The organism is Grimontia sp. SpTr1 (genome assembly GCF_947387585.1).
GTDB lineage: Bacteria > Pseudomonadota > Gammaproteobacteria > Enterobacterales > Vibrionaceae > Enterovibrio > Enterovibrio indicus.
The window spans coordinates 144421-157810 of sequence record NZ_CANDOD010000015.1 but is presented as its reverse complement, the minus strand read 5'-3'; the positions used below and the strand labels follow the sequence as shown (position 1 = coordinate 157810).

General features: G+C 48.4%; 10 protein-coding genes. 6 read left to right on the top strand and 4 right to left on the bottom strand.

All coding sequences use genetic code 11. The features are described from left to right. The 6 genes from QL223_RS19430 to QL223_RS19405 form a co-directional block, all read left to right on the top strand. A partial coding sequence (locus QL223_RS19430) for an Ig-like domain-containing protein (protein WP_281545678.1) occupies window positions 1-3660 on the top strand: 3660 nt, incomplete at its 5' end. Between the two features lie 89 nt (window positions 3661-3749). Further along, window positions 3750-5927 carry a type I secretion system permease/ATPase gene (locus tag QL223_RS19425; RefSeq protein ID WP_002540305.1) on the top strand — a complete coding sequence of 726 codons (2178 nt, stop codon included), beginning with the start codon at window positions 3750-3752 and terminating at the stop codon, window positions 5925-5927. After that, complete coding sequence (locus tag QL223_RS19420; protein ID WP_002540307.1) at window positions 5920-7302, top strand: HlyD family type I secretion periplasmic adaptor subunit; 1383 nt, start codon at window positions 5920-5922, stop codon at window positions 7300-7302. The genes QL223_RS19425 and QL223_RS19420 overlap by 8 nt, the downstream gene beginning before the upstream one ends. Window positions 7303-7324: 22 nt before the next feature. Continuing rightward, window positions 7325-8731, top strand: a complete 1407-nt coding sequence (locus tag QL223_RS19415; protein ID WP_281545677.1) for a TolC family outer membrane protein — start codon at window positions 7325-7327, stop codon at window positions 8729-8731. Then, window positions 8731-9324, top strand: a complete 594-nt coding sequence (locus QL223_RS19410; protein WP_281545676.1) for an OmpA family protein — start codon at window positions 8731-8733, stop codon at window positions 9322-9324. The genes QL223_RS19415 and QL223_RS19410 overlap by 1 nt, the downstream gene beginning before the upstream one ends. A 61-nt stretch (window positions 9325-9385) precedes the next feature. Beyond that, entirely contained in the window at window positions 9386-11323 is a 1938-nt protein-coding gene (locus QL223_RS19405) for an EAL domain-containing protein (protein WP_281545675.1), read from the top strand. A 48-nt stretch (window positions 11324-11371) separates the two neighbouring features. Here the strand turns inward: QL223_RS19405 and rimI are convergent, their stop codons facing one another. The 4 genes from rimI to QL223_RS19385 all read right to left on the bottom strand — a co-directional run bounded on the left by rimI (window position 11372) and on the right by QL223_RS19385 (window position 13333). Further along, a complete protein-coding gene (gene rimI, locus QL223_RS19400; protein WP_281545674.1) occupies window positions 11372-11818 on the bottom strand; it encodes a ribosomal protein S18-alanine N-acetyltransferase in 447 nt (148 codons plus the stop codon). Beyond that, window positions 11808-12203 carry a DNA polymerase III subunit psi gene (locus QL223_RS19395; protein ID WP_281545673.1) on the bottom strand — a complete coding sequence of 132 codons (396 nt, stop codon included), beginning with the start codon at window positions 12201-12203 and terminating at the stop codon, window positions 11808-11810. The genes rimI and QL223_RS19395 overlap by 11 nt, the downstream gene beginning before the upstream one ends. 115 nt (window positions 12204-12318) lie before the next feature. Next, entirely contained in the window at window positions 12319-12822 is a 504-nt protein-coding gene (locus QL223_RS19390; protein ID WP_281545672.1) for an N-acetyltransferase, read from the bottom strand. After that, window positions 12806-13333 (bottom strand): SCP2 domain-containing protein, encoded by a 528-nt coding sequence (locus QL223_RS19385; protein WP_281545671.1) that lies wholly within the window; start codon window positions 13331-13333, stop codon window positions 12806-12808. The genes QL223_RS19390 and QL223_RS19385 overlap by 17 nt, the downstream gene beginning before the upstream one ends. Between the last annotated feature and the right edge of the window lie 57 nt (window positions 13334-13390).

The following is a 13390-nucleotide window of genomic DNA, read 5'->3' as shown; positions in this document are numbered from 1 at the left end:
CCAAGTGCCTATCAGTACCTTGGTGAGGGAGAGAAAGAAGTCATCACCTATACCTACGATGTTGTTGAGTATGAAGGCGACACAGAAATCTCTCGCACGCCGACCACGGCAACAATCACGATTGATGGTAAGAATGATGCGCCTCAAGCTGGGGACAATTTGAACAACCCAGATACCGGTGAAGCGTATTGGACCAACAATGATGTGGGGCAAATCGTCACTATCCCCGCAAACCTTATCCTCAGCAATGCCTCTGATACCGATAAGAATGATGCGATTAAGATCGTCTTAAGTAGCCTCAAGCTTGATGACCCTAACGCGGGTGACTTTGAGCTTGTTGTGAAAGTGTCTGAAAGCGAAACGAAAACCGTATCGAAAGACTACCAACTGAAAGATGGCGAGTCGCTGGAAAGCATCATCTTCACCCCTAACCCTGACTATAGCGGACAGGTGAACCTCAGCTATCAGGTCACTGATGGTATCAGCTATTCAAACATCGCCAACGTGCCGATCATTGTGAATGCCGTTTTTGCGGATAATGATGGCCTCACCTCTGCGTTCACAACCAGCAGTGCTGACGGATGGCAGAACCTCGATGGGAATGAGTACTTCACCATCAAAGCCCTGAAAATTGGTGATGACGGTAAACGCGTTAAAGACGGCGAGTTAGTCACGGAAGGCTCTGAGCACATTCACAGCACGGGTATTGGTGTGGCAGATACTGCACGCCCTGAGCACACAGGTGCGTCACACCAAATTGAACACAACCATCAGTATGATGTTTCTGAAGCCATTCAAATTGACCTCAACAATCCGACGTTCAGCATGGATGTGGGTATTGCGAGGCTCTTTGCTACAGAAAACGGTGGTGAAGTCGGTAAATACCTGATCTACGACGGTGATGTGTTAGTTGATGAAGTGACCTTCTCATTTGATGAGGGACACGCCGGTATCATCAATATCAGCTCAGATGTTCCTTTTGATCGTGTCGTTCTTGAGTCTGCTGAACGACAAAATGATGGTGACAGAAACAGTGGCGACTCTACGGATTTCACTATTACTGAAATCACCGTCCATAGCACGGGTGTTTATCAAGTTGTCGAAGGTGACACGTTAGATTCCACAGCAACTATTCAAGGCTCTCTGTTTAGCAACGACATCGATCCTGAAGACCACACGTTTAGCATCACTGAGGTCAACGGCGAACCACTCACCTTTAACGGTGATGAAGCGACTGTCATCTTTGATGAAGGGACACTGACCATTAATAGCGTGACGGGAGAGTTTAGTTTCACAGCCAATGATCGTGATGAGTTGGGTCAAGGTGAAACCGATACCTTTACCTTCGACTACACCATCAAAGACGCGAAGGGCGATACCGATACGGCGAAAGTATATATAGACATTATTGGTAAGGAAGCCGTTGTAAAGCCTCAAGCACCTGAGATTATAATTTCCCCACCTAGTGAGTCACTTCAAGAAGCCAAGCTCGCAGATAACGATGTCGCATTGCCAATCGTATCGGGAACAATTGATATCTCAGATCCCGATTCAGAGCTGGTAGAAAGTAGCGTTTCGCTAAGTATCAATCTGCCTGAAGACAAATCTATTAAAACTGCCTCCGGTGAAACATTGTCTTGGAAATGGATACCTGCAGAAAATGGCGAGACTGCCAAGCTTGTAGGCTATTACCAAGATGCAACCCTAAGCGAGGTGGCTGTTGTCACCGTTGCGCTAACACCACCAGAGAAAGATGCTGAAGGTAAATGGAGTTATGACGTCACATTGCATGAAGCCATTAAGCATTCTCATACGAATAAATCTAACGATGTCCTAAATATCCCAGTAAAAATCACTGTGACTGACGGAGTTCTGACGGATACCGCCGACTTGAATATTCAAGTTGAGGATCACGGGCCTTCAGTCTCAGCACAATCCCCGACGTATGATTCGAACGATAGCAGTTCATTCAAACTTAGCGACAACGACGGAGGAATAACGTTAAAAGGTTATGTGTATACCTCAAACTATCAAAAAATAGATGTCAGCCATGGCGTCGATTCTCACGGTAGTCATGGGTATGGCGTCGTTTCGGGAAATGATCATGGGGAAAATGCTTCAAACAAGCATGAAGTACAGTATTTGGGTACTGATAGCTTTGAATCGATAGAGGCGGTGCTACCTGAAACGGGTTATAGCGCGAAAATCACTCTGGGCTCTCTTCAGGAGAATGACTCATTTGAGACCGAGTTTATTGTCCGCTTCTACAAAGATGGTTCAGTCATCGGCCAAATGCAATTGAGTGAATCTGATCTGGAGTTTACATCGAAAGGACCTGATAAGTTTGGTTCTGTCACTATCAGCACAACTCAAGGTTTCGATCGTGTCGAACTTATCGCTGTAAATAACGATAACGACCGTGACAACAGTGACTTTACGCTAAAAGATCTTGAAATATTTACTGAGCCTCAAACTGATTCCCATCAACAGTCTGGTTCTATCACTGCCAACTTTGGTGGTGATGGTGAAGCGGCGACGTTGCCCTTGCAACTATTGCTGCCAGCTACTCAGCCAAGTCTAACCGTCGCTGGTGAAGCTGTTATCGTGAAGCTAATTGATGGCAATTTGGTCGGTTTGATTAACGAAGATGAAAACCAGCCTGCATTTAAAATAACGCTAAACACCAATATTTCCCCACCAGAATGGGAGCTTGAGCAGTATGAAGCCATTGATGGAGATTCATTCAGCTTTGATATCCAGATCACCGACAAAGATGGAGACACTAACTCGGATTCAGTGACCGTTGAATTCTCCGATGTCCTTCAACTTCCATCACCAGAAGGACCAACACCAACAACGTCAGGGCTTGGTGCAGACGATAGCATTACCATCGACAACAACTCTGACATTAGATTTGTCGGCGGTGCTTTCCCTACAGGCTCAGGGCAAGCGTATACGGAAGAAGCACTTCGAGAGGCTGGTTGGACGGAATCAGAACACGGCTGGGAGCTCCCTCAACCCATCGTTAAGACCGAGTATGACCCACTAACGGGCGCTTACATTAACGGTGGTGGTGGTAACGACAACATTGTTGGAGGAGACGGTGCTGACATCATCCGAGGTGGTTCAAACGGACACGGCTCATCTGGCAACGTCGGAGCCCGCGAAGGGGACCGACTTGAGGGTGGAGCCGGTTCAGATACTTTCCTTTGGATGAAAGAGGATTTAGTCAACATTGGCACGGTAGGCGGATACGACCATATCACTGACTTTATTGGTGATTTCAATCAATACGAGGACAAATTAAACCTTAGCGATCTGGTTGTATTAAGCGACGATAACACTTTGGAAAACATGACTGTCAAATACGATGCTGAATCTCGGATTGTCATTTCCATCGATGTAGACGGTATCGACGAGACCGGCAGCAACGCCGAAGCCGATGGAGAAGTGACACAACATATTGTGTTGGATGAATTCAGCCAAGGTGGTGTCCACAACTCGACAATCTACGAGAGCGACGGCAGCCTGAAAAATGATGGAATTGTTATCAATACCTTGATTAATGGCGAAGAAAAGCGACTCGCTATTACTGATAGTGGTGGCGAATTAAGTGTGCAGGTTATCTCGCCGATGCCCGCACCTGAAGAGTTGCCATAGTTCAAAGATGGTGTTCTGGAGCATCGGCTATGTGGCCGATGCTCTTTCGTTAACTCTTTTTGTTTTTATTTTTTCATAGAGAGAAATAGGTGACTGACGCAGCGATTGCCGAACGCAAACCGCAGCAATGGCGCATTAGTGCGTCAACGCAAGCGGTAGACGACCCGTTGTTAGATTGCTTGGTCTTTTTGACTGAGCACTATGGTTCGCCGTGCTCGGGAGATGCCTTAACGGCAGGTCTTCCGATGACAGATGCCCTGCTGACACCGGATTTATTTCCTCAGGCTGCAGCCCGTGCAGGGCTGACGGCCAAGCTTTCCCGCAGGCAATTAAAAGCACTACCAAAGCTTTTATTGCCCTGCATACTTCTTTTGACCGACAAAAAAGCTTGTATTCTTCGTGAGATAAGCACCAAAGAAGGTACAGCATTAATCCAAACTTCTGAGACTGGAGGCGAGGAAGAAATCTCCTTAGCAGATCTGGAAGCCATGTATACCGGCTATGCGTTTTTGGTTAAACGCCAGTACCGTGGTGACAACAGCATCGATCTGCACCTCCACGACACCAAAATCCATTGGTTCTGGCAGACCGTTAAGGATGCCTCGCCCATTTATCGCGATGCGCTGATTGCCTCTGTGCTGGTAAACATTTTCGCGTTGGTTTCACCTCTGTTTGTCATGAATGTCTACGACAAAGTGGTACCTAACCTTGCGTTTGAATCACTTTGGGTACTGGCAACCGGTGCGCTGATAGCCTTTAGCTTTGACTTTCTGATGAAAAAGATGCGCTCTTACCTGATTGATATTGCAGGTAAGAAAGTCGATATCATTGTGTCTTCTCGTCTGTTCGCTCGCCTTATGGGGATCCCACTTGAGAAGCGAGCAAAAAGTGTCGGCGGTATGGCGAAGCAGCTTGGCGAATTTGACGGCATCAGAGATATGCTGACCTCTGCCACCATCACCACCTTAGTAGATTTGCCGTTCGCGCTTTTCTTCCTGTTTGTGATTTATATCTTCGCTGGTGATTTGGCAGCTGTCCCTGTCGTCGCTGGCATTCTTATTGTCGGCTATGCCCTGCTGGTTCAGCCAAAGCTCAAAGCCGCCATTGAAGAATCAAACAAATATGCCAGCCAAAAGCATGGCCATTTGATTGAAAGTCTCTCGGCACTGGAAGGCATCAAAGCCAATGTCGCGGAAGGAATAGTTCAAAAGAGCTGGCAGCAGATGACCGCTCACACGGCAAACTGGAACCTCAAGGTGAAACAAATCACCAACTCAGTTTCCTACTTTGCCTCTTTTATTGTGCAGGTCACCTCTGTTGCGGTTGTTGTCCTCGGTGTTTATCGCGTAGCAGATGCGCAAATTACCATGGGTGGGATTATCGCAGCGGTAATGCTTTCAAGCCGAGCCGTGTCGCCAATGGCGCAACTGGCAGGTCTCATGAGCCGCTGGAATCAGACACAATCCGGTATGCGTCAGCTCAATGCCATGATGGATCAGGAAGATGAGTTTGCAAACAAAGGCCACTTGGTTAGCCGCAAGCGCCTTAAAGGTGATATCTACGCAGACAATATTGGTTTTAGCTACCCAGAGTCAGAAAAACCAACCCTCCACCCCACCAGCCTGACCATCAACGCTGGCGAGAAAATTGCCATTCTTGGTAAGAACGGTACAGGTAAAAGTACCCTTATCCGAATGCTATCAGGCCTTTATCAGCCAACTGCAGGGAGCTTGCGATTTGATGGTATCGATGCCAAGCAAATTCACCCAGCAGATCTGCGTCGCAATGTGGGTTATCTGGCGCAGGATGTAACGTTATTTCACGGTACGATACGCGAAAATATCATGTTTGGCACAAGACAGGTGACAGAGCACCAGTTAATCCGTGCCACACAACTGTCAGGTGTGGGGATATTTACCTCGCAGGACAGTGAAGGACTTGATAAGCAGGTGGGAGAACGTGGTGAGGCCCTCTCCCGTGGTCAGCGACAATCTGTCGCACTGGCTCGTGCTCTGCTCAATGACCCGCCACTACTCATCATGGACGAGCCAACCGCCAGCCTTGATGCCCATGCGGAAAACCAATTTATTCATGCCATGAAGTTCGCCTCGAAAGACCGCACTTTGGTGATGATCACTCACAAGATGGCGCTGCTTCAATTGGTTGACCGTGTGATTGTGATGGACAAAGGCCGCATTGTCATGGATGGACCAAGGGATAAGGTGCTTGAGCGTCTAAACGCCAACGGAGGAGGTCAAAATGACTAACGCACTAAAGCGTGATGACATTGAAATGACCGATGACGTCTATGGTGCCATGCTGACAGACGCGCCGGTGCGTTACCGTCTTGTTATCTGGGGCGTATTTGCTTTCTTCGCTGCCATTATCGCCTGGGCGGCATTTGCTTCTTTAGACCGTGTCACCCGCGGTGAAGGCAAGGTTATTCCTTCCTCTCAGGTCCAGCTCATTCAAAGCTTGGATGGCGGTATTTTACAAGCCATGTATGTGCAAGAAGGCCAGTTAGTCAAACAAGGCGAGCCCCTAGCCCGCATTGATGATACCCGCTTCCGTTCTGACTTTGCGCAGCAAGAAGAAGAAGTCTCCAGCCTACGTGCCAACATTATTCGTATGCGATCAGAGCTTCGCAGCATTGAGCTGTCTCCTACCGCGCCAAATTGGCGGGAACAAATTGCCATCACCCTGTCTCCGCTTGAGTTTCCTAGCGAGCTTGAAGAGTCAGAGCCTGCGCTTATTGAAGGGCAGCGTCAGGAATACGAAGGCCGTTTATTGGATCTGAAAAACCGCCTTGAGATTTTGGCTCGCCAAATTTTACAAAAACAGCAAGAGAGTCAGGAAGTCGAATCCAAAATTCGCACTTTGTCAGACAGTTTCGGCCTGATAAAGCGTGAACTCAAGATTACTATTCCATTGGCGAAAAAAGGCATCGTTTCAGAAGTCGATTTGCTCAAACTCGAGCGCCAGGTCAATGATCTCAAAGGCGAGTTGGACTCCCTTCGCCTAATGCAGCCGAAAATCAAAGCGACGGTCGATGAAGCCATTTTGAAACGTCGCGAAGCGGTTCTTGCATTCAGCAATGAAACCCGCTCAAAGATGAGTGAGTTGGAAACCCGTCTTTCTCGCTTAAGCCAAGCCCAGGTAGGCGCACAAGATAAAGTAGACAAAGCCGTTATCACTGCGCCAGTCACCGGCACTATCAAAACCATTCATATCAATACCCTTGGAGGCGTCGTTCAGCCGGGTGTTGATTTGATAGAAATCGTTCCTGCCGAGGATCAGCTTCTTATCGAAGCCAAGATCGCACCGAAGGATATCGCGTTCCTGCACGCGGGCCTGCCTTCCGTCGTTAAGGTAACGGCATACGATTTTACGCGTTATGGCGGCCTCAACGGTACGTTGGAGCACATCAGCGCGGACACTACGCAGGATGAAGAGGGTAACAGCTTTTATCTGGTTAGGATCAGGACAGAGAAATCCAGTCTAGAGAAAAAGGATGGCAGCGAACTGCCGATCATTCCGGGCATGTTGACCTCTGTCGACATCATTACCGGTAAACGGACAGTTCTCGACTATTTGCTAAATCCCATACTGAGAGCGAAAGAGTCAGCGCTCCGTGAGCGCTGATAATAATAACAAGGAGAGAGTAATGAAAAACAGTGTTGGCCACTCGCTCAGAAGAAGTGTTACCGCTTTGGCAGTTGCGGCGACCTTACTTCCTGCAGCGGCTGCTGCTCAATCACTCGAGCAGGCAGTAGCAACAGCACTGGATACCAACCCGCAAATCAGGCAAGCATTCAATCGCTTTAAGGCAAGCGAAGAGCAAGTCAATCAAGCCAATGCGGGCTACTATCCAACCATCGACTTTGATGCTGGTATTGGCCGAGAGTGGACGGAAAGTCCGTCTACCAGACGAGACTCTGTAACCTACGGTGTCGATGAAGAAGTTGAATTGACGCGCCGCGAAATCGGCGTATCACTTCGTCAGGTGCTTTTCAGTGGTTTCCAAACCACTAATGAAGTGAAACGGACCGAATTCGAAGCCAGTGCCGAACAGTGGACCCTATACGCTACTGCAGAAGATTTGGCACTAGAAGTCTCGCGCGCTTATCTCGAGTTCTTGCGTGCAGAGCAAATAGTAGGGCTCGCACAACATAACTTGGAAAGCCATCAGGTTATCTATGATCAGGTCAAACAGAAAACCGACTCTGGTCTTGGCTCAACCGCTGACTTGTCCCAAGTCACCGGTCGACTGGCTCGTGCACACTCAAACCTAATCTCAGCGCAGAACAACCTCTCTGATGCCAAAATTTCCTACCAACGCATTGTGAACCGCGCGCCAGAAGATACTCGTATTCCGGTGCCGGATGCCGTGATGCTGCCAACCTCTTTGGAATCAGCAATGGAAATGGCAAAAGCAGTGCATCCAACCTTACGAGCTGCAGGCAATGACATCAAAGCAGCCAAAGCACAACGCGCGGCCGCAAAAGGTAACTACTATCCGGAAGTGACTTTTGACTTGTCAGCCAGCTGGGATGACAACCTAGATGGTAACGACGGCACTTCTTTGAGTGGTGGTCCTGATGTTGGCGGAAACAATGATGAAATCCTTGCTATGGTTCGTGTCAATTACAACCTGTTCTCTGGCGGTGCAGACAAAGCCCGTGAGCGTGAAGCGGCATACAACATCAATGAATCAAAAGCAGTTCAGCTCAATGCCTACAGGGACATTGAAGAAGGCACCACCCTAGCTTGGAATGCCCGCGTTTTCCTGAAACAGCAAATGCAGTACCTCCGCCAGCACGTTGAAGCAGCAACAGAAACACGAAATGCTTATGAAGATCAGTTCAAACTGGGTCAACGCACACTGATTGATGTGCTGGATTCAGAAAATGAACTGTTCCAGGCACGTCGGGAATATCTAACAGCGGAATATGATGATCTGATTGCCCAATATCGACTGCTGAATGCCATCGGGCAGTTGTTGGCATCACTGCGCATCACCACCCCCGAAGTATGGAAAGGTGACGAGAACTACGAAGGAGGGGTACAGTAATGAAAAAGACACTAGCTATTCTTTCAGTACTGCTCTTGTCAGGCTGCAGCTCACAAGACATCGTGACCATGCAGGACGAATCACCACAAGTGAACGATCTTCGCGACCTTGACTATGACGGCGTGATCAAAGCCCGTGAAAAATGTGAAGAGACACTGCATGGAGCAGCTGTCGACAACGATGGTTGCCCGAAAGATAAAACCGTTAAGCAGAGCTTTCGTCTGAATGTCACATTCCCGAATGACTCTTCAGAATTACGTCCAAGCAACTATGCCAAACTTGAGCAGTTGGCGGATTTTCTAAACGATCAAACTGATGCCAATGTCACCATCGAAGGCCACGCTAGCAAAGTCGGAAGTCCCGACTATAACCTCGCACTGTCTCAACGTCGCGCTGACGCAGTAGCGAAAGCATTAGTCAACGACTTCGGTATCGATGCATCTCGTGTTGAGGCCATTGGCTACGGCGACACCGTACCACTGATCGACGAAGACTCTGAATATGCACATGATGTGAACCGACGTGTCATGGCAACCCTTTCAGGTAGCTACAGCACTACGGACATGCGCTGGACCATTTTCACAGCCAATTGATGGGTAAAGGCCGGCAGCCCATGCCGGCCTGCACTTACTGTGTGTTAATTAGAGATTCACTATGTTTACACGACGCTCGCCACTGGTTGGGGTTTACCTGTCGGCCATTTTGTTACTCATGCTGTCGCTACTCGCCATGTTGTCGAGCGGCATTAGTCAACAACGACAACAATTGACCCGATATGCTGACACTGTCGAAAGCCAGTTGAACCAGGTTCTGCCTACCTTGGTGGCTTATTACGACACAGATGCAATTTCTCGTATCACTGAAGCAACTCTTTCATCTGAATTGACCCAAATAACATTGACCGACCAGATCACGGCGGAGCAAGGTATTTGGTCTAGGGAAGACGCCGTTGTCCAAACAGCCTTCTGGTTTGAAAAACTGGATTCAGTGCAGCCTATCGAGCGGGCTATTCAACTGCGCCACGATGGTTCAGAAGTGGCGACCTTGACTCTGTCATTCTCATCCCATTTCGCCAACCAGCAAATTGCGAAAGACTTCAATCAAAGCGCACTGACATTGAGTGCGGCGATTGCTGCATTGCTGGCTATTTTCACACTCGCGTTCAACCGTGGAAAGAGAGCCGTAGCACGCGTCACTAAAACACTAAATAGCCTGGCTGAACAAGACTTCACGTCCTCTCAGGCAAAGCAACGTTCTGGAGTGCAATCGTTGGATGCCGCACTGGATAACCTTTCTTCCCACATCCAGCGGATGATCCAATCGCTCCACAAAGAACTGAAAACCCTGAACAACAGCATGATGTATGATGCTGCCTCCGGTCTCCCCAACCGTCAGTTTTTTATTCACCAGCTCAACAGTTGGATGGGCGATGATGAAAGTGTCCCGGGTGCTGTTGTGATCGCTAATATGGGGTGGCTGGACACCATCTACCGCCGCTATGGCTATGCCGCACGCGATGAAACCTGGCGCCTGCTGTCCACTTCATTGCAATCAGCTTTCAGTGCCTTCCCCAATGTGTGCGTGGCACGCATCAGCGAAACGGAAATTGCACTGATCCTTCCCGAGTGCAGCGAAGAGCAAAGCCGCAATAGTCTTCACACTCTTATCAGTACCCTCAACAACGAAGTGAACATGGCAGGGTTTGATACCAATGAGGGTTTTCACATTGGTGTGGTGCATGGTCATGGTTTGCCAGGAACGAAGCTGATGTCATTAGCTGACAACGCTCTGCAACGCGCTATAAAACAGCATGATGTGTTTGTGTTTAACCGTGGTTCAGAAGAGCAGGTTATCGACCGAGAAACCTGGCGTTCATTGCTCAATGGTGCGTTGAAAAATAAGGCTGTTCGCCTGTTATCCCAGCCCGTATATCGTTTATCTGGCAACACAACAGAGCCACTACACCAAGAAGTCTTTACTCAGGCCAATATTGAAGGAACCTGGCAATCCGGTGGCAGACTGATGCCTTATATCCAGTTGTTTGAGAAAGGCGTTGAGTTTGATCGTGTGGTGGTGGAGCAGTTAGTGAAACTTCACAAAGAAGCCCCTATTACCCAACCTTTTGCCTTGAACCTGACAGATGAAAGTCTGGAAAACAGACTTTTCACCAGTTGGCTTCAGGACTTGCTGAAAAGTGAACTGCCAGCAGATAAAATCTGTTTTGAGATCAGTGAAGCCAGTGCCCGGAATAATCTCACGGCTTGCATCAGCTTTAGCGAAGCAATGCGAAAAGTCGGCGCCACGATAGGCATCGATCACTTTGGGCGCTATTTGCAGGAGGTCGAATATCTGTCTGCATTGAAGCCAAATTACGTGAAGTTGGACCAGGCATTCAGCCAGAACCAGAATGCACAGAACCGCGTGTTTACTGAAACGCTGGCTAACATTGCTGAGTCAAAAAACATCATTGTGATTGCCACTGGCGTAAAAGACGATGAAAGTAAATCGAGGATAAATGCCAATTTCATCGATGCTTACCAAGGATTTATTCACCCACCAGCGCCAATCAGCCAACCAGAACAAACCGCGTAAACAAGAAAACCCGCTAGTGCGGGTTTTCTTTTAAGGCATCTGGCCGATTTATTCGAACCAGTAGCTCATGATGAGCGCATCTTCTCTGCCGGATGTTGTCGGGTAATAATCATACCTGCGGTCAAACTCGTTAAAACCGAGTGCTTCATATAGCCTGATGGCCGCTTGATTACTCTCTCGCACTTCCAGCCAGGCTTCTTCTCCACCCGCTTCGCGCATGCAATCAAGAAATGCCTGAAGTAGCTGCTTGCCATACCCCTTTCCCTGACATTCTGGAGAAACAGCAATATTTAACAAGGATGCTTCGCCCACCACACATTGAGCAAAGAAGTAGCCTATCAGTTGATTATTAAGAACCAATACGCGGTTGCAGCCAAATTTGGTTTCGGGTTTTCTTAGCAGGCTTTCAGCCCAAGGGTGGGTATGTGCAGCTTTTTCTACGCGCACGACTTCATCCAGCCACTGGCTGTCCATCGGAAGAATTTCAGGATTCATATTGCTTTATCTGCTGCCAAAGCTGTTTTTTGGCGAGTTGATCATTATCGAGGGCGGACAATGAGGGAGAGATTAAACGCTTTACACCCTCAATATCTGCATCTTGGGTGCCAGCAAACCAACACCAATCCAACTGGTGCTTTCCAAGTAAATTAACTGCCTGCGGAGGAAGATAAAGTGCCTGCTCAACAGATAACTTCATGCTGGCAAGCACCTTACTGAATAGCCAAGCTTCCTGCTCAGTCGGCTTGGATTCACACACCAGCAGCAGCTTACAATCATCAGGCAAAGAAACAAGCTGAGGAGACACTCCGGGATAACACTCAGGGCGTCTCACATCCCATACTGTGATCCCCATTTCCTTGAGCCTCTGTAAATCATTCATACCTGCCTCGCTTACTCTGCTGTGTGAATAAATGCTATCAAAACTAAGGGAGAACAACACAAAGAAAAAGAGCTGCCGATGCAGCCCTTAACATTTTCAGTTAGACCAAGATGACTTACAGCGCATCAAACTCTGGGCAGTAAGCCACTTCACCACTGGCTTGCTCGAATGCACCTTGAGCAAATTCAAACGCCATGAAGGCTTCTGCCGGTACATCCCATGTACAGCTAAGGCCGAAGTCGGCTGCTGGCTTAAAGCCAAATCGACTGTAGTAAGCCGGGTCACCCAGCACCACACAAGCGGGATAACCAAATTCGTTCAGTGTATCAAAGCCTTCACGAACCAGCTGAGCCGCAATGCCCTGTTGGCGATAATCAGGGTGCACACACAAAGGGGCTAAACCCTGAACGCCAGTATCAGTCTCACCAACTTGTACAGGGCTGAACATAAGATGTCCCACCACTTCACCGTCATCGTTACAGGCAACCAGTGACAAGGTGTTATGACCATTCTCACGCAGCGCACGGACCAAAGCTGCTTCCGCCTCGGTCGGGAATACGTTTTTCAGCAATCTATCAATGGCCAGCTGATCAGCCAGCGCTTCAGATCTTATGAGCATATTGGGCCTCGTTGACATTGGGTGTCGATTGTAGCCCTTTTTGTACGAAGTCTGCCAATGTAAATAGAGCTTGGCGCAATGCGGAAGGCAGTGAATCCAAGTCGACGCTGTCCATCAGATTCTTCACTTCCAGACCCAGCTCAGTGTCACCCTCGATCAGTAATCGACGTTGGAAGAACAGAGTGTCTGGATCTTCCTTTCGAGCGGCAATAAGGATCAGGTCGTTAATATCGCCACTAAAACGCACATCGGCATTATCAATGTCACTGCGCACCACCAGCTTATCATCGACAAAACTGATGAAGCTCTTCAAATTGATGTCGCGCACATGCACTTCAAGCCAACGGTTTTCAAGAAACTCGAATTCACCATCATCCAGAGCTTCATGAAAAACACGCTTCAGGGTTTCCAGCATAACTTTTTGCTGAACCGAAGCAGGAACAAGCTTTACAGGAAAGCGCAGAAATCCAGGTGCCTGTTGCACCAGCGTTGAATGGAGTTTGTCGAACAAAGTGATGTTCCAATATGAATGGGCCGAAAGTATTCGCCATTGTATGACACTGCTCGC

Bases quoted from the DNA above. Each gene is read 5' to 3' on its own strand.
- QL223_RS19420 (WP_002540307.1), top strand. From the start codon at position 5,920: ATGACTAACGCACTAAAGCGTGATGACATTGAAATGACCGATGACGTC.
- QL223_RS19415 (WP_281545677.1), top strand. From the start codon at position 7,325: ATGAAAAACAGTGTTGGCCACTCGCTCAGAAGAAGTGTTACCGCTTTG.
- QL223_RS19410 (WP_281545676.1), top strand. From the start codon at position 8,731: ATGAAAAAGACACTAGCTATTCTTTCAGTACTGCTCTTGTCAGGCTGC.
- QL223_RS19405 (WP_281545675.1), top strand. From the start codon at position 9,386: ATGTTTACACGACGCTCGCCACTGGTTGGGGTTTACCTGTCGGCCATT.
- rimI (WP_281545674.1), bottom strand. From the start codon at position 11,818: ATGAATCCTGAAATTCTTCCGATGGACAGCCAGTGGCTGGATGAAGTC.
- QL223_RS19395 (WP_281545673.1), bottom strand. From the start codon at position 12,203: ATGAATGATTTACAGAGGCTCAAGGAAATGGGGATCACAGTATGGGAT.
- QL223_RS19390 (WP_281545672.1), bottom strand. From the start codon at position 12,822: ATGCTCATAAGATCTGAAGCGCTGGCTGATCAGCTGGCCATTGATAGA.